Annotated in this window: 18 protein-coding genes; 10 read left to right on the top strand and 8 right to left on the bottom strand. The window is 60.8% G+C overall.

The genetic code is table 11. The features are described 5' to 3' along the window. Nucleotides 1–24: 24 nt before the first annotated feature. The 4 genes from trkA to def all read right to left on the bottom strand — a co-directional run bounded on the left by trkA (nt 25) and on the right by def (nt 4239). Entirely contained in the window at nt 25–1398 is a 1374-nt protein-coding gene (trkA, locus tag ACESMZ_RS06445; RefSeq protein ID WP_372957897.1) for a Trk system potassium transporter TrkA, read from the bottom strand. After that, nucleotides 1395–2705: a 16S rRNA (cytosine(967)-C(5))-methyltransferase RsmB gene (gene rsmB, locus ACESMZ_RS06440; RefSeq protein ID WP_372957898.1), complete on the bottom strand. Its 1311-nt coding sequence runs from the start codon at nt 2703–2705 to the stop codon at nt 1395–1397. The genes trkA and rsmB overlap by 4 nt, the downstream gene beginning before the upstream one ends. After that, nucleotides 2705–3640 carry a methionyl-tRNA formyltransferase gene (gene fmt, locus ACESMZ_RS06435; protein WP_372957899.1) on the bottom strand — a complete coding sequence of 312 codons (936 nt, stop codon included), beginning with the start codon at nt 3638–3640 and terminating at the stop codon, nt 2705–2707. Before fmt ends, rsmB begins: the two co-directional genes overlap by 1 nt. 92 nt (nt 3641–3732) lie before the next feature. Beyond that, complete coding sequence (gene def / locus ACESMZ_RS06430) at nt 3733–4239, bottom strand: peptide deformylase (RefSeq protein WP_372957951.1); 507 nt, start codon at nt 4237–4239, stop codon at nt 3733–3735. Between the two features lie 346 nt (nt 4240–4585). Here def and ACESMZ_RS06425 point away from each other — a divergent pair, with 346 nt between their 5' ends. The 8 genes from ACESMZ_RS06425 to ACESMZ_RS06390 all read left to right on the top strand — a co-directional run bounded on the left by ACESMZ_RS06425 (nt 4586) and on the right by ACESMZ_RS06390 (nt 11435). Beyond that, complete coding sequence (locus ACESMZ_RS06425; protein WP_372957900.1) at nt 4586–5602, top strand: LysM peptidoglycan-binding domain-containing protein; 1017 nt, start codon at nt 4586–4588, stop codon at nt 5600–5602. Between the two features lie 77 nt (nt 5603–5679). Then, on the top strand, nt 5680–6894 hold the full coding sequence (dprA, locus tag ACESMZ_RS06420; protein WP_372957901.1) for a DNA-processing protein DprA: 1215 nt from the start codon (nt 5680–5682) through the stop codon (nt 6892–6894). A 48-nt stretch (nt 6895–6942) separates the two neighbouring features. After that, nucleotides 6943–7518 carry an L-threonylcarbamoyladenylate synthase gene (locus tag ACESMZ_RS06415; RefSeq protein WP_372957902.1) on the top strand — a complete coding sequence of 192 codons (576 nt, stop codon included), beginning with the start codon at nt 6943–6945 and terminating at the stop codon, nt 7516–7518. Between the two features lie 8 nt (nt 7519–7526). Further along, a complete protein-coding gene (hemF, locus tag ACESMZ_RS06410) occupies nt 7527–8462 on the top strand; it encodes an oxygen-dependent coproporphyrinogen oxidase (protein ID WP_372957903.1) in 936 nt (311 codons plus the stop codon). Continuing rightward, a complete protein-coding gene (gene aroE, locus ACESMZ_RS06405) occupies nt 8452–9279 on the top strand; it encodes a shikimate dehydrogenase (protein WP_372957904.1) in 828 nt (275 codons plus the stop codon). The genes hemF and aroE overlap by 11 nt, the downstream gene beginning before the upstream one ends. 116 nt (nt 9280–9395) lie before the next feature. Next, nucleotides 9396–10169 carry a MotA/TolQ/ExbB proton channel family protein gene (locus tag ACESMZ_RS06400; protein WP_372957905.1) on the top strand — a complete coding sequence of 258 codons (774 nt, stop codon included), beginning with the start codon at nt 9396–9398 and terminating at the stop codon, nt 10167–10169. A 3-nt stretch (nt 10170–10172) separates the two neighbouring features. Further along, nucleotides 10173–11009: a flagellar motor protein MotB gene (locus tag ACESMZ_RS06395; protein ID WP_372957906.1), complete on the top strand. Its 837-nt coding sequence runs from the start codon at nt 10173–10175 to the stop codon at nt 11007–11009. A gap of 108 nt (nt 11010–11117) precedes the next feature. Further along, nucleotides 11118–11435 (top strand): PA4642 family protein, encoded by a 318-nt coding sequence (locus ACESMZ_RS06390; protein WP_372957907.1) that lies wholly within the window; start codon nt 11118–11120, stop codon nt 11433–11435. A gap of 51 nt (nt 11436–11486) precedes the next feature. Here the strand turns inward: ACESMZ_RS06390 and ACESMZ_RS06385 are convergent, their stop codons facing one another. Together ACESMZ_RS06385 and ACESMZ_RS06380 are read right to left on the bottom strand one after the other, a co-directional pair. Beyond that, a complete protein-coding gene (locus tag ACESMZ_RS06385; RefSeq protein WP_372957908.1) occupies nt 11487–11942 on the bottom strand; it encodes an Hsp20/alpha crystallin family protein in 456 nt (151 codons plus the stop codon). A gap of 367 nt (nt 11943–12309) precedes the next feature. Then, the gene (locus ACESMZ_RS06380) at nt 12310–12846 is read right to left on the bottom strand and encodes a gamma carbonic anhydrase family protein (protein WP_372957909.1); all 537 of its coding nucleotides are present in this window, start codon (nt 12844–12846) and stop codon (nt 12310–12312) included. A 290-nt stretch (nt 12847–13136) separates the two neighbouring features. Here ACESMZ_RS06380 and prlC point away from each other — a divergent pair, with 290 nt between their 5' ends. Both prlC and ACESMZ_RS06370 read left to right on the top strand, forming a co-directional pair. Next, nucleotides 13137–15188 carry an oligopeptidase A gene (gene prlC, locus ACESMZ_RS06375; protein ID WP_372957910.1) on the top strand — a complete coding sequence of 684 codons (2052 nt, stop codon included), beginning with the start codon at nt 13137–13139 and terminating at the stop codon, nt 15186–15188. A gap of 12 nt (nt 15189–15200) precedes the next feature. Next, entirely contained in the window at nt 15201–15455 is a 255-nt protein-coding gene (locus ACESMZ_RS06370; RefSeq protein WP_372957911.1) for a YheV family putative zinc ribbon protein, read from the top strand. Nucleotides 15456–15744: 289 nt separating this feature from the next. Here the strand turns inward: ACESMZ_RS06370 and ACESMZ_RS06365 are convergent, their stop codons facing one another. Further along, nucleotides 15745–17079, bottom strand: a complete 1335-nt coding sequence (locus tag ACESMZ_RS06365) for a Na+/H+ antiporter family protein (RefSeq protein ID WP_372957912.1) — start codon at nt 17077–17079, stop codon at nt 15745–15747. Nucleotides 17080–17226: 147 nt separating this feature from the next. Next, the gene (locus ACESMZ_RS06360; protein ID WP_372957913.1) at nt 17227–17445 is read right to left on the bottom strand and encodes a DUF1653 domain-containing protein; all 219 of its coding nucleotides are present in this window, start codon (nt 17443–17445) and stop codon (nt 17227–17229) included. Between the last annotated feature and the right edge of the window lie 6 nt (nt 17446–17451).

Genomic DNA, 17451 nt, shown 5'->3' with positions numbered 1-17451 from the left:
CCCTGTCTCGCAACGGCATGGTCATCAGAAGAAGGTCAGCCCCACCTGGAACAGTTTTTCCACCTCACGGATACGGGTCTTGTCCACAAGGAACAGGATAACGTGGTCGTCCGGCTGCACCCGCAGGTGGTCGTGGGCGATAAGCACTTCGTTATGGCGCACGATGGCGCCGATAGTGGTGCCCTGGGGCAGCTTGATCTCGTCCAGCCGCTTGCCCACCACCCGGGATGAGCGGTGGTCGCCATGGGCGATGGCTTCGATGGCTTCGGCGGCACCACGACGCAGGGCGTGCACGTTGACCACATCCCCCTTGCGCACGTGGGTGAGCAGGCTGCCGATGGTGGTCTGCTGGGGAGAAATGGCCACGTCGATCTCGCCACCCTGGATCAGGTCCACGTAGTCCGGGTTATTGATCAGGGTCAGGACCTTGCGGGCACCCAGGCGCTTGGCCAGCAGTGACGCCATGATGTTGGCTTCGTCATCGTTGGTGACCGCGCAGAATACGTCGGTGCTCTCGATGTTCTCTTCCAGCAGGATGTCCTTGTTGGCGGCGTTGCCTTCCAGCACGATGGTCTTGCGCAGGTTTTCCGACAGCATCACACAACGGTCCCGGTCCCGCTCCAGCAACTTGACCTGGTAACGGTTCTCTAGAGTGTGGGCCAGGCGCTGGCCGATGTTGCCGCCACCACAGATAAAGATGCGCTTGTAGGGCTTTTCCAGCGGCTGGAGTTCACTCATCACCGAGCGGATATGGTCGGTGCCGGCAATGAAGAAGACTTCGTCGCCATCCTCGATCACCGTATCTCCCTGGGGGATGATGGGCCGGTCCTTGCGGAAGATGGCGGCCACCCGGGTGTCGATACGGGGCATATGGGTGCGCAGGTAGGACAGCTCATGGCCCACAAGTGGACCACCCTCGGTGGCACGGATGGCCACCAGCCGCACCAGGCCATTGGAGAACTCCAGCACCTGGAGGGCGCCCGGGTATTCAATCAGCCGGGTAATGTGCTGGGTCACCAGGTGTTCCGGACTGATCAGCACATCCACCGGAAAGCCGTTCTCACCGAACAGTTCCTTGCGGGCCAGATAGGCGTTGGCCCGGACCCGGCTGATCTTGGACGGCGTTCGGAACAGGGAGTAAGCCACCTGGCAGGCCACCATGTTGGTTTCGTCGGAGTTGGTGACCGCAATCAGCATGTCCGCATCTTCGGCACCGGCCTGGCGCAATACCGTGGGATAGGAGGCCAGCCCCTGTACGGTGCGGATATCCAGCCGGTCCTGCAGTTCCCGCAGGCGCAGACCGTCGCTGTCAATCACCGTGATGTCGTTGGCCTCGTTGGCGAGGTTTTCGGCCAGGCTGCCGCCCACCTGCCCGGCACCGAGGATAATGATCTTCACTGGCGCTCCTCCGGCCCGTCCTTGATCAGGCAGGCGTAGAAAAATCCGTCGTGACTTTGCGGATCCGGCAGCAATTGCCGGCCATAACCGGTATCCAGCCCCCATGCCGCATCAGCCGGCAGCAACGAGGCGTCTGCCTGCTGTGCCAGGAACCGCCGGATTATACGACTGTTTTCCTGGGGAAACACGGAACACGTCGCGTAAACCAGCCGGCCACCGGGTCTGAGGGTGGCCCAAAGGCTCCTGAGCAGGCCAGACTGGATGCCGGCAAGGGGTGTGATATCCGTCTCCCGGCGGAGCAGTTTGATATCCGGGTGCCGGCGGATCACACCGGTGGCGCTGCAGGGTACGTCGAGCAGGATACGGTCAAACAGGGTGCCGTCCCACCAGCTGTCGGTATCGCCGGCATCCGCCTGTTTCAGTGTGGCAGACAAACCCAGGCGGTCCAGGTTCTCCTGGATGCGGGGCAGGCGCTCGGCGGACTCGTCGATGGCGACTACCTCAGCCTGGTTGTCCGCCGCCTCCAGTATGGCGCAGGTCTTGCCGCCAGGGGCTGCGCAGGCATCAAGGATACGCTGGCCGGGTTCCGGCTGCAGCCATTGGGTGCACAGCTGGGCTGCTTCGTCCTGAACACTGGCGTCGCCATCGGCGAAGCCGGGTAACAGGTCTACCGGCACCGGACGCCCAAGCTGGATGCCATGGGGAGCAAAGCGGGTGGCCTGACCGGGAATACCGGCCTCACCAAGCCTCTCCAGATAGTCTTCCCGGCTACCATGGAGAGTATTGACCCGCAGGGTCATGGGTGCCTGGACGTTGTTGGCATCGAGGATCGCAGACCAGTGATCCGGCCAGTTATGGCGCAGCTTTTCCACCATCCAGCCGGGGTGGCTGAATCGTGCCTCGTCGGTGGCCGGTTCCGGGGCGCCCTCCCGCTCCGCCGCCCGCAGGACGCCATTGACCAGCCCTGCCAATGGTGTCTTGCCCAGGGACTTGCAGGCCTCCACGGTCTCGTTGAGGATGGCGTAGGTGGCGTTATCGCTGAACCGCAGCTGGAACAGGGCGACCAGCATCAGGTGGTGGATCACCCGGTCCTGTTTGCGAAGGGGTTTGCGCAGGCGACCGTTGAGTTCGGCGTCCAGGCGATGGAACCAGCGGCAGGTACCGTAGCACAATGCCTGGAGCTGGGGGCGGAGATCCGGGTCCAGGTCAGCGGTCGTACGAGGCAGGCACTGACTCAGGGATTCCCCCTGCTCCACCGCCTGGATAACCTGGGCGGCGACGGCCCTGAGGGGCAACTCCCTGGCCATCACTGCAGCACCTGGCCGGGCATCAGCACCGGCTTGCCGCCATTGATCAGATCGGAAACGGACATGGCGCGGGAGCCGGGCAACTGTAACCGGGTGACCCGGAGAACGCCGTTGCCACAGGCAATGTCGACGCCACTGCGCTCACGGGCCAGCACGGTTCCCGGTGCGGCGGCGGTGCTGTCGTCAACGGCCCGGGCCTCGTGGATGCGGATGCGCTGGCCTTCCAGCTCGCTATCGGTTCCAGGCCAGGGATTAAAGGCGCGCACCTTGCGGGCGATGGTGTCGGCGTCGGCCTGCCAGTCGATATGGGCCTCATCCTTGCTCAGCTTGTGGGCGTAGGTGGCGTCGTTGTCATTCTGGGGTTCCGGGGTCAGGCCCCGGGAGTCCAGGGCGGCCAGGGCTTCGACTATGGCGGCACCGCCCATATCGGCGAGCCGATCGTGCAGGCTGCCGCCGGTGTCATCGTCGTGGATCGGAGTGCGATGCTTCATGAGCATGCCACCAGTATCCAGCCCGGCGTCCATCTGCATGATGGTAATGCCGGTTTCTGCATCACCGGCCTCAATGGCCCGGTGGATCGGCGCGGCGCCACGCCAGCGGGGCAGTATGGAGGCGTGAATGTTGAGGCATCCCAGTGGCGGAATGTCCAGTACCGCCTGTGGCAGGATCAGGCCGTAGGCCGCCACTACCATGACATCCGGTGCCAGGTCCCGCAGATGCTGTTGCTCGGCTGGATCTTTCAGGGTGGCGGGCTGATAAACCGGGATGCCGGCATTGACGGCGGTCTGTTTGACCGGGCCGAACTGTTGTTTGCGGCCACGACCGGCGGGCCGGTCCGGCTGGGTATAGACAGCCACGACGTCGTGGCCGGTTTTCAGCAGTGCCCTGAGGGCAACGGCGGCAAAATCGGGTGTTCCGGCAAAGACGATTCGCACAGTTAATTCCTGTTTCTGGCGGCGTTGGCGGTGACAGCAAACGAAAAAACCGGGTGCTTACACCCGGTTCTTCAGGCTCTGACCCGGTGTGGTCAGGCGCTTTTCTTGTGGAGCTTCTCCAGTTTCTTGCGAATCCGGTTGCGCTTGAGGGCGCTCAGGTAATCCACGAACAACTTGCCATTGAGGTGGTCCATCTCGTGCTGGATGCATACTGCCAGCAGGCCGGTGGCCTCCAGCTCGTAAGGCTTGCCGTCGTAATCCAGCGCCTTGATGCGTACATGCTCGATGCGCTCCACATCCTCGTAGAAGCCGGGTACCGAGAGGCAACCTTCCTGCATCGGCTGGTAATCGCCGTCGAGTACTTCCACCCTGGGGTTGATGAACACCCGGGGTTCGCTCTTGTCCTCGGAAAGGTCCATCACGATGATCTGTTCATGGACGTTGACCTGGGTGGCGGCCAGGCCGATACCCGGAGCGTCGTACATGGTTTCGAACATGTCATCGATCAGTTTGCGGTGCCGATCGGTGACTTCTTCCACCGGTTTGGCGATGGTCCGCAACCTGGGGTCCGGATATTCAAGAATGTTCAGAATCATAATTGCCCGTACTTGCCTGAGTTGCCATGATCTCGGGAAGATCTCTGGCTGGTGTCACAAAATGCGATCGCGTACCGCGACTTTTACTCTCTGCTGGCTATCATAATCGGAGCGATAACCCTGTATTCAAGGGAAGACAACCAGATATGGTTCATATTATCCCCTGAAGCCCGATTGAATACAAACTGATCAGGTGATAGCCAGAAACTACTGCAAGAGAAGAATATAAGATCACAATTTCTTTACTTTCCTCTATATTAGGGGAGTCGGGAAGCTTAGCCGCTTTCGCGATACTCTCTCTGTACGGGGGAAGCACGCTTTCAAGGCACGCGCGATGAAGGATTCTACAATGAGGAAACTGCTGTACGCTCTGGCAGCCGTAATGCTGCTGTCCGCCTCCTGGGCACAGGCACAGGGCCCGGAGTTCCGGTCTGATCACCCCGAGCGTTACACCGTGAAAAAGGGGGATACCCTGTGGGATATCTCGTCCCGCTTCCTGAACAACCCCTGGTACTGGCCGGAAATCTGGCACGTGAACCCGCAGGTCAACAACCCTCACCTGATCTACCCGGGGGATGAGCTGGCGCTGGTCTACATCGACGGCAAGCCTCGCCTGACCAAGGCCGGCAGCGGCGTGATCAAGCTCTCCCCGAAGGTGCGCTCTGAAGCGATTGACACGCCGATTCCGGCTATTCCGCTGGATGCCATTGAGAGCTTCCTGACCAAGACCCGGATCGTGTCACAGGAAGAGCTGGAAAGTGCCCCTTACGTGCTCGAAGGCGAGGAAAGTCGCATTGTCACCGGTGCCGGTGACCGGGTGTACGCCCGTGGCGAGGCCCCTGCGCGCAGTGTGGGTATCTTCCGCAAGAGCCGGGCCCATGTGGACCCGGACACCGGCGAGTTCCTGGGTCTGGAAGCCCGCTCCATCGGTGATGGCAATGTCACCGACGAGAAAGGGGATATCCTCACCGTACAGCTCACCAAGACCCGCGAGGAAGTCCGCATCGAGGATCGCCTGCTGGCCCGTGAAGATCGTCGCATCAACACCAGTTTTACGCCCAGCGCACCGGAAGGCGACATTGAAGGTAAAATGATTGCGGTGGAGTCGGGGGTGACCCAGATCGGGCAGTACAATGTGGTGGTGCTGAACCGTGGTGCCCGGGACGGCCTCGAAGTGGGCAATGTGCTGGCTGTACTCAAGGCTGGCAACCAGGCGAAAGATCCGGTAACCGACGAGATCGTTCAGCTTCCGGATGAGCGCGCTGGCCTGCTGATGGTGTTCCAGACCTATGAGAAGCTCAGCTATGGTCTGGTATTGAAGGCGACCCGCGCCCTGTCCATTGGCGACAAGGTCACCAACCCCTGAACGTGACGGGCCCCTTGCCCTGAACCAATGACCGGGCTGCCAGGATGGCAGCCCCTGTTACTACAGGGAGGTTCGCCGTGATCACGGCAACTGCATCCGATTCACCATTCCTGACATCTGCTTCCGCCCCCTGGCTGTTGTTGGCCATGCTGCCCCGCTTCAGTGGCAAGCGCTGGCTGGCGGTCTGCGATTCTTTTGCCGATCCCCGGGAGTTTCTTGAAGCCTCGGCGGCTACTCAAAAATCCTTCGGTGCGGGGCCTGAAGCCCGGGCCCTGATCACCGCGTGGCGGCAGGGGGACCTGACCTTTCCGCCCCTGGCTGACGTGGCCCGGGTTTTCCAGACCTGTCAGGAAAAAGCCATCCGCCTGGTGGGCTGGGGCGAGCCGGACTACCCTGACCCTCTGCGCCATATCCAGGATGCTCCTGCAGTACTGTATGTCCGGGGCCGGGCGGAGCTTCTGTCCCGCCCCCAACTGGCCATCGTCGGCTCCCGCAATGCCACCCGGGCCGGCCTGGACCATGCCTGGCAGTTCGCCGCGGCGCTGGCCCGCAAGGGTTACGGGGTGACCAGCGGCCTGGCCCAGGGGGTTGATGGTGCCGCCCACGCAGGAGCCCTGTCTGCGGGTGGCGATACCGTGGCCGTGGTGGGCACCGGAGTGGATGTCATCTATCCCAGAGGCCATGGCGAGCTGACCCGGCAGATCATCGAACAGGGGGTCCTGGTATCGGAGTATCCGCCGGGCACTGGTCCGAAGTCCGGACACTTTCCCAGACGCAATCGCATCATCAGCGGCCTGAGCCGGGGTATTCTGGTTGTCGAGGCCGGGCTCAGGTCCGGCTCTCTCATAACCGCCCGCCTTGCACTGGAACAGGGTCGGGAGGTGTTCGCCATTCCTGGCTCCATCCATAACCCCCTCGCCCGGGGGTGCCATTCCCTGATCCGCCAGGGCGCGCGACTGGTGGAAACCGTGGACGATATCGAAGAGGAACTGTCCGCGTGGTGGAACGAGCCTGTGATGCCTGAACCCCGCCCCACCCGTAAACCTGCTGCGACGGCGCCAGACCTGTTTTGCGCCGAGCCCGCCACCGCGCCCACACCTGATCATCTGGCGGAGCGGGAAATCGCGGTACTACGGGCTTTAGGGTATGATCCCTGCTCAACCGACCAACTTTGTGCTGCCACGGGGCTGCCCGCCGACCAGCTGATGCAGTCGCTGCTTTTGCTGGAGATGGAGGGGCTGGTGGAGTCGGCGCCCGGAGGGTTCCTGCGGGTGCTGCAGCCACAGGCCTGACGTCTTGCCCTATATCCCGTTGGCAGCGGCTATTATCAGCGGAGTGTCATGACTGCGACCATCAGCCTTGCCACGGATTGGGGCCGCCAGCAGCTGGTCAGGACCGTGACCCGGCACGGCGTTATCGCGTACCCCACTGAAGCGGTATGGGGCCTCGGTTGTAACCCCTGGAGCGAATTTGCCGTTGATACCATACTGGCACTGAAACAGCGGCCCAGACACAAGGGGCTGATCCTGGTGGCGGCTTCGGTGGAGCAGGTGCGCTTCCTGCTGGACCCGCTGCCTGCCAGGCTCCGGCAGCGGGCCGAGCAACACTGGCCGGGGCCGGTGACCTGTGTGTTGCCGGACCTGGCGCAGCAGGTTCCCCAATGGGTGCGGGGTGACCATGATTCCATTGCGGTACGGGTCAGCGCACACCCCCTGGTCCAGCGGCTGTGCAGGGCGGCGGGCATGCCGCTGGTGTCCACCTCCTGCAATCCCGCCGGTCGTGCGCCGGCCAGGACACCCTGGCAGGTCAACCGCTACTTCCCCGCCGGGATTGATCTGATGGTGTCCGGTACCCTGGGACACGCCCGCCGGCCCACTACCATTATCGATATTACCACCGGCCAGACACTGCGATAGGAGGCCCGATGACCGATCCCGCGATGCCGGATTCCGATGCCGTTCACCAGTACCTGCTGAAACTGCAGGAAAGTATTTGCGAGCGGCTGGAAGCCCTGGATGGCAAGGCCCGCTTTGTCACGGATTCCTGGGACCGTCCGGAAGGTGGTGGCGGTATCAGCCGGGTTATCACCGACGGTGGGGTGTTTGAAAAGGGCGGGGTGAATTTTTCCCGGGTGATGGGCGAGCAGATGCCGCCCTCGGCCACGGCCCACCGCCCCCATCTGGCGGGAGCACCCTGGCAGGCCATGGGGGTGTCCCTGGTGATGCACCCGCAGAACCCCTACGTACCCACCTCCCATGCGAATGTCCGGTTCTTCGTTGCCACGCCAAAGGAGGGCGATCCAGTGTGGTGGTTCGGTGGCGGCTATGACCTGACCCCTTACTACGGTTTCGATGAAGACTGCATCCACTGGCACGAAACCGCCCGCAATGCCTGCCGTCCGTTCGGTGCCGATGTGTACAGTCGTTACAAGCAATGGTGTGATGAATATTTCTACCTGAAGCACCGGCAGGAGCCCCGGGGCATAGGCGGATTGTTCTTCGATGACCATAATACCGGCAACTTCGACGATGACTTTGGCCTGATGCAATCAGTGGGCTCCAGTTACATCGCCGCGTACGAGCCGATTGTCCAGCGGCGCAAGGATATCCCCTGGGGTGAACGGGAGCGGGAATTCCAGCTTTACCGCAGGGGGCGCTATGTGGAGTTCAACCTGGTGTATGACCGTGGCACCCTGTTCGGGCTGCAGTCCGGCGGGCGCACGGAATCCATTCTCATGTCCCTGCCGCCGCTGGTGCGCTGGGACTATGACCGTCGCCCGGAGCCGGGCACAGAGGAAGCCCGGCTTACCGAACACTTCCTGACCGGGCGTAACTGGCTGGAGGACGAAGATGCACAATAACCTGTACGCGGTGGTCGGCAACCCCGTCAGCCACAGTAAATCCCCCAGAATCCACAGCCTGTTCGCGGCACAGACCGGCGAACCGGTGGAGTACACGGCCATCCAGGCCCCCCTGGAGGAGTTCGCGGAAACGGTGCGGGAATTCTTCGCCAAGGGTGGCAAGGGCCTGAACGTTACGGTTCCCTTCAAGGAACAGGCCTGGCAGCTGGCGGACCATCGCAGTGGGCGGGCGGAGAAAGCCGGTGCAGCCAATACACTTTACCAGGACGGGCAAGGCCACCTGGTCGCGGACAACACCGATGGGGTGGGCCTGGTCACGGACCTGACCGTAAACGCCGGGGTCAGCCTGGCCGGCCGGCGCGTGCTGGTGCTGGGTGCCGGCGGCGCGGTGCGCGGCGTACTGGGGCCGTTACTGGCGGAAAAGCCCGGAGCGCTGGTAGTTGCCAACCGCACGGTGGTCAAAGCTGAGGGACTGGCTTCCCTGTTTCGCGATGAGGCCGGCGACTCTGAGCTCAGTGCCTGTGGGTTCGCGGCGGCAACAGGTCCGTTCGATATCATTATCAATGGTACCAGTGCGAGCCTTCAGGGCGATTTGCCGCCGGTCGCCCCGGGTGTCGTCTCGTCGTCCACCGTGGTGTACGACATGATGTATGCCGCCGGTGACACGCCGTTCAACGCCTGGGCAAGACAACAGGGCGCCGGCAAGGTGCTGGACGGCCTTGGCATGCTGGTGGAGCAGGCGGCGGAGTCCTTCCGGGTGTGGCGGGATGTGAAGCCGGAAACCGCTTCTGTTATCGCGGAGCTGCGTAACCACTGACAGACGGTTACGCACCGTTACCGTTTGCGGTTTGAGTGAGCGGCCCGGGCCGGAGACACTGGCCTATGCTGTGAGCTGTTTTTTGGGCATCCGTCAATGTCAATATAGGGCACTACATGGATATTCTTACCCTGGTCGGACTGGTGGCGGGCATCGCTATCGTCATTATCGCAATGCTGGCCAATGCCTCGGTGCTGACCTTTCTGAACCTGCCCGGCCTGGCCATTGTGCTGGGGGGGACCTTTGCCGTTACCCTGGTGCGATTCCGCCTGTCCACCGTTACCACATCGGTGAAGCTTGCCATGCGCACGGCGTTTACTGACCGGCTCGATCGCCCCAATGATCTGATCCGCGAAGTGGGTGAGCTGGCCCGGGTGGTGCGCAAGGACGGCATTCTGGGCCTGGAGAGCCACGAAACCGAGAATCCGTTCCTGCAGAAGGCCATCAACCTCTGTGTGGATGGCCATCCACCGGAAATGGTGGAGGAAACCCTGGCCCAGGATATTCAGCAGACCGGCGAGCGCTACGAGGTGGCCGAGCGGGTCTTCCGGGGCATTGGTGATTCCGCACCGGCCATCGGCATGCTGGGCACCCTGGTGGGCCTGGTGCAGATGCTGAATACCCTGGATGATCCGGCTTCTATCGGGCCGGCCATGGCTATCGCCCTGCTCACAACCCTCTACGGGGCCTTTATTGCCCAGCTAATTGCCATCCCCCTGGCGGACAAACTGCAACTGAAGGCGGAGGACGAACGCCGCAACCAGCTGCTGATTGTCACCAGTATCCAGAATATCCTGCGCGGCCAGAATCCACGGGTGATCACCGAGATTCTCTCTTCCTTTGTGCATCCCGGCCAGCAGCCGTCTGCGGAAGCGAGCCAGGAGGCCTGACCGGTGGCACTACGCCCTCTGGCGCCCAGATCCAGGAAAGGTTCCACCGGTGCCCCGGCGTGGATGGTGACCTTTGCGGATCTGGCCACCCTGATGCTGACCTTTTTTATCCTGTTACTGTCATTTGCAGAAATGGATGTGGAAAAGTACCGGGCCATGGCCCAGTCCATGGCGGTTGCTTTTGGCACCGCTAACGTCGTGGCAGAGGATGTCGGGGGTTCGCCGCTGACCCTGATCGAGTCAGACACGGTATCCCTGCCCGAGCCACCGGACAGCCCCAGGGAAGAGGCGGAATTCATCGATGACCGGGGCGCTGCCCCGGAGTTGACCACCATTCCGGAAGGCATCGTTGAACTGTCTCAGCGACTGATTGGTGAGCTTGAGGACGAGGTGGCCGACGAAGCGCTGAGCATCAATTACGATCAGCAACAGGTGGTCATCCGCTTTTCCGAACAGGCTACCTTCAATTCGGGTCAGGCTGAAATAAAATCCGACATGTTGCCCATTATCGACCGGGTCGTTGACGTGGTTTCCCAGTGCATGGGCGATGTCATCGTGGCGGGTTATACCGATGATGTGCCCATCACCAGCAACCGGTTCCGCTCGAACTGGGATTTGTCAGCGGCCCGGGCGGTATCCGTGGTTCACGAGCTGGTGTTGAACCGGCAGATTCCCGCCGAGCGGGTTATTGCCGCCGGACGGGCCGAAACCCAGCCGCTTGCTCCCAACACCAGTGCAGAAAACCGGGCCCTCAACCGCCGGGTGGAAATCTCCATTCGCGAACCCGAATGTGACGATTCGGTATCTACCAGCGACCTTCCCGTGGAAATTCTGCCCTGATATTCCCGGGGGCTAGAACCTAAGACACAATTCGTCTAGGTGGCTTCGGCGACCCGTCGTTATACTATTCGCCCTTTAATTTCTGACATGCTTATAACGAGAGAGACCATGAGCGGACCGGAGAAGCCGAAAGTTATCGGAGAAGAATGGAGCGACGAGCGGGTAAAGAGCTTCCTGTTCCTGAGCCCGTTTGATGCCCGTATCAACCCCGATCACTATGTGCTGATCAAGGCCTATGAAGCCATGCGGGCGGAGGATTTCGAGCGGTTCCTGGGATTCTTCGTGGAAGCTGGCCGGGATATCAATGCACTGGATGAGCACGGTGAGACCATGCTGGACCATGTCGCCCGCCATCGTCGGATGACCGCCTATGCGGATGCATTACGGAGTGCAGGTGCAAAAAAAGCGGCTGAGGTGAAAGCCTGAGCTTTCACGCCCGCCGCGCTTCTGTTCTGATCTGCAGGGCTGGAGGTGAGGTCAGCCGACGTCGACCTCAATGGCTTTGGGCTCCACCGGCTCGACCTTGTTCAGGGTCAGCGACAGTACACCATCCTTGAACTTCGCCTTGATGCTGTCAGCATCCACGTTGTCCGGCAGGGTGAAGCGGCGCATAAAGCTGCCGTAGACCCGTTCGATACGGTGATGTTTGTCGTCGCCGGTTTCTTCCTCCTGCTTGCGTTCACCCTGGATGGTGAGCACGCCGTCATGGACGGTGACTTTTACATCTTCCTTGTTCATGCCGGGTAGTTCGGCATCAATAACGAAAGCCTCTTTGGTCTCCTTGATATCCACGGCCGGTGCCCAGTCATTGCGACGGAACAGGTCCTTGCCTTCCTTGTCGCCATTGGTAGCGGGCAGGCCGAAGTAGCGGTTGTAACGATTGATCAGGTCTTCGAACTCACTGACCGGATTCCAGCGGGTAAGGTTACTCATAATGAAACTCCTCCTTTGAACCTGAATATGACGCTTCTATTCAGCTTCAGTCGCGGAACAGCCCCATCACGATGGCGCCAGTCGGATGGTTATCCGTGAACTTCTGCTGGGATTGAATCTAGGTGCGGATCGGGGATTTTCAAGCGTTGTTCTGGTTATTTTTTGATCTGGATCAGGTTGGGGGTTAATGCTGTGGGTCTGGTGGTCTGTAGCCTGGTGGGTTCGGGGTGATACGGGGCCGGGACGGGTCTTCCGGAACGAAAAACTTGCGTTTTCCTGACTGTTCCGGAAGACCCGTCCCGGCCCCGTATCGGCTGAATAGCAGTGATGACGCCTGTGGGCGCTACTCGACGTCAAGGATTATTTCTTACTGCTCAGTCAGGTAGTCGTCCTTCAGCTTCACGTAATTGGCAGCCGTGTACTTGAAGAAGGTTTTCTCCTTGTCGGTCAGCGCCCGGGCCTTTTTGCAGGGGGAGCCAACGTACAGGTGGCCGGATTCCAGGGTCTTGCCGGGCGGGACGAGACAGCCGGCGGCGATGATGACGTCGTCTTCCACCACGGCACCGTCCATAATGATGGCACCCATCCCCACGAGCACACGACTGCCGATCGTCGCGCCGTGAATCAGTGCCTTGTGGCCCACGGTGACGTCATCGCCCAGGGTGGTGGGCCAGCCGCCGGGGTTGTAGTCGGAAGCGTGGGTAATGTGGATGACGGTACCGTCCTGGATGCTGCAGCGGTTACCAATGCGGATCTGGTGCATGTCGCCGCGTACCACCGTCATGGGCCAGACGGAGCCGTCGTCGCCCATTTCCACGTCGCCGATGACGACCGCGGACTCATCCACCCATGCCCGGGCACCGAATTTTGGGGTGTAACCCTTGTGAGAACGTATGTTCGCCATTACATACACCTATTAGCCAGGAGGTTTGTCGGGGATTATCTTCACAGATAAACCTGACAATATCACGGGTGGCGGTATTGCAAGGTTAGCCTTGGTGGTATCAGAAATGCCGGAAGGACAGGTATGGGGGAGTATTTTCGCAGCAGCGACAGGAAGTCGCGGTGCAAGGTCGGTCCAGGGATGGACCGTGAATTGCGGCGGAGAAAATACTCCCCCATACCTGGCCCGCCCCTGAAGTCACAGGTTGCCTGAACTTCAACATCCAAATTCGTCAGTACAGAAGAGGCCAAATGAACAACCCACTGCTCACAGAAGAACTGCTCCCCAGCTTCGATCACATCCGTGTCGAACACATGGAGCCGGCCATTGACCAGATTCTCAGCGACAACCGCGTCCAGATCCAGGACCTGGCCAGCCAGGACGATCCCACCTGGGATACCCTGGTGCAGCCCATGCAGTCCCTGGACGACCGGCTCAACAACGCCTGGTCGGTCATTTCTCACCTCAATGGCGTGATGAATAACGAGGAGATCCGCGCGGTCCACAAGCGCTGCCTGGAGAAGCTGACCGAATATGGCACCGAGGTTAGCCAGAACGAGCAGCTGTGCGCCGCCTTCAAGAAAGTGGCAGACCGACCGGATTTCAGGGAACTCAGCGAAGCCCAGCAGAAGATGGTGAACAACACCCTGCGGGATTTTCACCTGGGTGGTGTTGACTTGCCGGCAGACAAGAAGAAAACCTTCGCCAACCTGTCCCGGGAGCTGGCTGACCTGTCCAGTCGTTTCAGTGACAACGTACTGGACGCCACCCAGAACTGGTTCAAACACATTACCGACGAGAAGGATCTGTCCGGCGTCCCGGAATCCGCCCTCGATGGCGCCCGCCAGGCGGCAAAGCAGAAAGAGCTGGACGGGTTTGTGATTACCCTGGATTTCCCCAGCTTCTTCCCGGTGATGACCTACTGCGACAACCGGGAACTGCGCCGGGAAGTCTATGAAGCCTTTGTTACCCGGGCATCCGACATGGGCCCGGATGCTGGCAAGTGGGACAATACCCCGATTATGGCGGAGATCCTCAAGCGCCGGCATGCCCAGTCGAAGCTGCTGGGCTTCAATAACTACGCCGAGCGATCCCTGGCTACCAAGATGGCGTCCAGCGTGGATGAGGTGCTGGAGTTCCTGCACCAGCTGGCGGCGAAATCAAAGCCTGTGGCCGAGAAGGAAGTGGCTGAGCTGAAGGCTTTCGCGAAGGATGAATATGGCGTGGAGGACCTGCAGGCCTGGGACATCGGTTATTACAGCGAGAAGCTGCGCCAGAAGCGCTATGACATTTCCCCGGAAACCCTGCGTCCCTGGTTCCCGGCCGAGCGGGTGATTTCGGGTATGTTCCAGGTCACCGAGAAGCTGTTCGGCGTCCAGATCGAACAGCAGCCGCAGGTGGAAACCTGGCACAAGGATGCCACCGCCTACCGTATCTCCCGCAATGGCGAGGATGTCGCCTGGTTCTACCTTGACCCCTATGCCCGCCAGGGTAAGCGCGGCGGCGCCTGGATGGCGGACTGCCGGGTAAGGTGGGAAAACCAGCGTGGCCACTTGCAGCTGCCGGTGGCCTTCCTCACCTGCAACTTCACCCCGCCGGTGGAAGGCAAGCCGTCCCTTCTGACCCATGACGAAGTCACCACCCTCTTTCACGAATTCGGCCATGGACTGCACCACATGCTCACCCAGGTGGACGTGGCGGATGTCTCCGGTATCAATGGCGTCGCCTGGGATGCGGTGGAGCTGCCCAGCCAGTTCCTGGAAAACTGGTGCTGGAACCCGGAATCCCTGGAGCTGATCGCCGCCCATCACGAGACTGGCGAGCCCCTGCCCCAGGATCTGCTGGACAAGATGCTGGCTGCGAAGAACTTCCAGGCAGGCATGCAGATGGTTCGGCAGCTGGAGTTCTCCCTGTTCGATTTCCGCCTACACGCGGAATTCACCGAGGAGGCGCCCACCAATCCGCTGGAGATGCACCGGGAGGTCCGCAAGGAAATCGCGGTGGTGGAGTCACCTGAGTTTAACCGGTTCCCCAACGCATTCTCCCATATCTTCGCTGGTGGTTATGCGGCCGGTTATTACAGCTACAAGTGGGCGGAAGTACTGGCGGCCGATGCCTTTTCGCTGTTTGAGGAGAACGGTATCTTCGACCCGGAGACCGGCCATTCTTTCCGGGAGAATATCCTGGAAATGGGCGGTTCCCGGGAGCCGGCGGAGTTGTTCAAGGCGTTCCGTGGCCGTGACCCGGATGTGGACGCCCTGCTCCGCCAGTCCGGTATTACCGACCACGATCACGCAGCCTGAGGAGTCAGCCTGATGGCCCGTACATCGAAACGTTTTATCGCCGGGGCCGTGTGCCCCCGGTGCGCGGCCATGGATCGGCTGACCATGTTCACCGATGACACCGGCGTTCAGCACCGGGAGTGTGTGTCATGCGGGTTTACCGACAGCCAGGGGGGTGACGGTCCTTCTGGCAATCCCGAGCTGGAGACGCGGGTGAACAAGCGGACTAATGAGGAGGACCATACGGTCAAGCAGGTGGTTTTCTTCAAGGCCCGTTCAGAAGACTGACCCGTTGCCTGACCGGTATTAGCCTGCAAGTTCTCTGGGGCTCAAGGGTCCGGGTGGGAGTTCCGAAACGAAAACCCTGTTTTCTGACTGTTTCGGAACCCCCACCCGGACCCTTTCGTTTTCGCTTTTTGAATATCGCCTTGGTAGCTCTTATGGCTTGCGGCCTGCGTGGAGTCCGTCGTGAGGGTTTGGTGGGGTAGTTTCCAAACAGTCAGAAAACAGGGTTTTCGTTTGGAAACTACCCCACCAAACCCTCACCGCCCCCATAACTAGCGAACTGCCAAGCGATTTAGAGCACCATGGCGGCCAACCACCCAAACACCAGCAAAGGCAGGTTATAGTGCAGGAAAGTGGGCACAACTGTATCCCAGATATGGTTGTGCTGCCCGTCGACGTTCAGACCGGCTGTGGGCCCGAGGGTGGAGTCAGACGCCGGTGAACCGGCATCACCCAGGGCACCGGCAGTACCCACCAGGGCAACGATGGCCAGTGGGCTGAAACCCAGTTCCAGGGCCAGGGGTACATAGAGTGCCGCGATAATCGGAATGGTCGAGAACGACGACCCGATACCCATGGTGATCAGCAGACCCACCAGCAGCATCAGGAAGGCTGCCAGCGCCTTGTTATCCCCGATGGCTGCCACCGAACCCTGCACCAGGGCGGCGATCTCGCCGGTTTCCCGCATTACTTCGGCAAAACCGTTGGCGGCGATCATGATGAAACCGATCATGGCCAGCATTTTCATGCCTTCGGTGAACAGGTCGTCCGACTCCTTCCAGCGCACCACGCCAGACAGGTTGAACAGCACGAAGCCGGTCAGGGCACCGAGGATCATCGAGCCCAGCCACAACTGGACCACAAAGGCCGCCGCAATCGCCACCAGGGCCATGAACAGGGTCCAGCTGTTGTAACGGGTATCGACCCGCTCGGTCTGTTCAATTTTTGAAAGGTCGTACTTGCGGTCGCCCCGATAGCTGAAAAATACCGCAACCAGCAGACCCACCAGCATGCCCAGTGCAGGCAATGCCATGGCCGACATAACGTTCAGACCATCGGTAACTATGCCGTTATCGCTGACATTGGCCAGCAGGATCTCGTTAAGGTAGATGCCGCCGAAGCCTACCGGCAGGAACATGTACGGCGTGATCAGGCCAAACGTCAGTACACAGGCCACCAGCCGCCGGTCCAGGTTGAGCTTCGCCATCACGTACAGCAATGGCGGCACAATCAGCGGGATGAATGCGATATGGATCGGCAGGATATTCTGGGAGGACATGGCCACCGCGAGCAGCAGGCCGATGATCAGGAAACGGACGCCCCTGGTGGCGACGCCTCTGGCATCACTGCTGTCCTGGCGGCCCACCATTGCCAGTGCCCGGTCCGCCAGGGCATGGGCCAGGCCGGACTTGCCGATGGCAACGGCGAAAGCGCCCAGGGTGGCGTAGGACAGGGCCACGGTGGCACCTCCGCCAAGGCCACTGTTGAAGGCCTCGATGGTGGCTTCCAGTGACATGCCGCCAATCAGGCCCCCGGTGATGGCGCCGATGATAAGGGCAACAACAACGTGAATGCGTAGCAGGCTCAGTACGAGCATGACGACGACCGCAGCGACAACGGCGTTCATGGTAAGACTCCGTGACAGGCGAAAGCCCTTTTGGGGCTTTATGCGCGTTTGATGACAGTTCGGACAGGTTCGGAAGGGGCGCTAATTTGCAGGAAACCGACAGCAGAGTCAAAACTGCCCGGGCTCAAGGCGCCCGGGCACCAGGGATCAATCACTTATCCGGGTGAATCGGGGCACCTGCTCGCCAGCAACCTCAACAGATTCCGTGAACATGTCCAGCGGGCGGACCCAGAGGCTATGGTCACCGTACAGGCAACGGTAGACCACCAGCCACTCTTCAGTCTCGCTGTGGCGGGCGGTACCAAGTACCTGGTAGTCCTTGCCCTTGTAGTGCCGGTAGCGTCCCGGTTCGACAGTTCTGCTCATACGGGT

Source organism: Marinobacter sp., assembly GCF_041690615.1.
GTDB lineage: Bacteria > Pseudomonadota > Gammaproteobacteria > Pseudomonadales > Oleiphilaceae > Marinobacter.
This window is presented reverse-complemented; position numbering and strand designations above follow the sequence as displayed.

Bases quoted from the DNA above. Each gene is read 5' to 3' on its own strand.
- ACESMZ_RS06370 (WP_372957911.1), top strand. From the start codon at position 15,201: ATGGCCCGTACATCGAAACGTTTTATCGCCGGGGCCGTGTGCCCCCGG.
- ACESMZ_RS06360 (WP_372957913.1), bottom strand. From the start codon at position 17,445: ATGAGCAGAACTGTCGAACCGGGACGCTACCGGCACTACAAGGGCAAG.
- ACESMZ_RS06380 (WP_372957909.1), bottom strand. From the start codon at position 12,846: ATGGCGAACATACGTTCTCACAAGGGTTACACCCCAAAATTCGGTGCC.
- ACESMZ_RS06365 (WP_372957912.1), bottom strand. From the start codon at position 17,079: ATGAACGCCGTTGTCGCTGCGGTCGTCGTCATGCTCGTACTGAGCCTG.
- ACESMZ_RS06425 (WP_372957900.1), top strand. From the start codon at position 4,586: ATGAGGAAACTGCTGTACGCTCTGGCAGCCGTAATGCTGCTGTCCGCC.
- aroE (WP_372957904.1), top strand. From the start codon at position 8,452: ATGCACAATAACCTGTACGCGGTGGTCGGCAACCCCGTCAGCCACAGT.
- ACESMZ_RS06400 (WP_372957905.1), top strand. From the start codon at position 9,396: ATGGATATTCTTACCCTGGTCGGACTGGTGGCGGGCATCGCTATCGTC.
- ACESMZ_RS06385 (WP_372957908.1), bottom strand. From the start codon at position 11,942: ATGAGTAACCTTACCCGCTGGAATCCGGTCAGTGAGTTCGAAGACCTG.
- hemF (WP_372957903.1), top strand. From the start codon at position 7,527: ATGACCGATCCCGCGATGCCGGATTCCGATGCCGTTCACCAGTACCTG.
- rsmB (WP_372957898.1), bottom strand. From the start codon at position 2,705: ATGGCCAGGGAGTTGCCCCTCAGGGCCGTCGCCGCCCAGGTTATCCAG.
- ACESMZ_RS06390 (WP_372957907.1), top strand. From the start codon at position 11,118: ATGAGCGGACCGGAGAAGCCGAAAGTTATCGGAGAAGAATGGAGCGAC.
- ACESMZ_RS06415 (WP_372957902.1), top strand. From the start codon at position 6,943: ATGACTGCGACCATCAGCCTTGCCACGGATTGGGGCCGCCAGCAGCTG.
- prlC (WP_372957910.1), top strand. From the start codon at position 13,137: ATGAACAACCCACTGCTCACAGAAGAACTGCTCCCCAGCTTCGATCAC.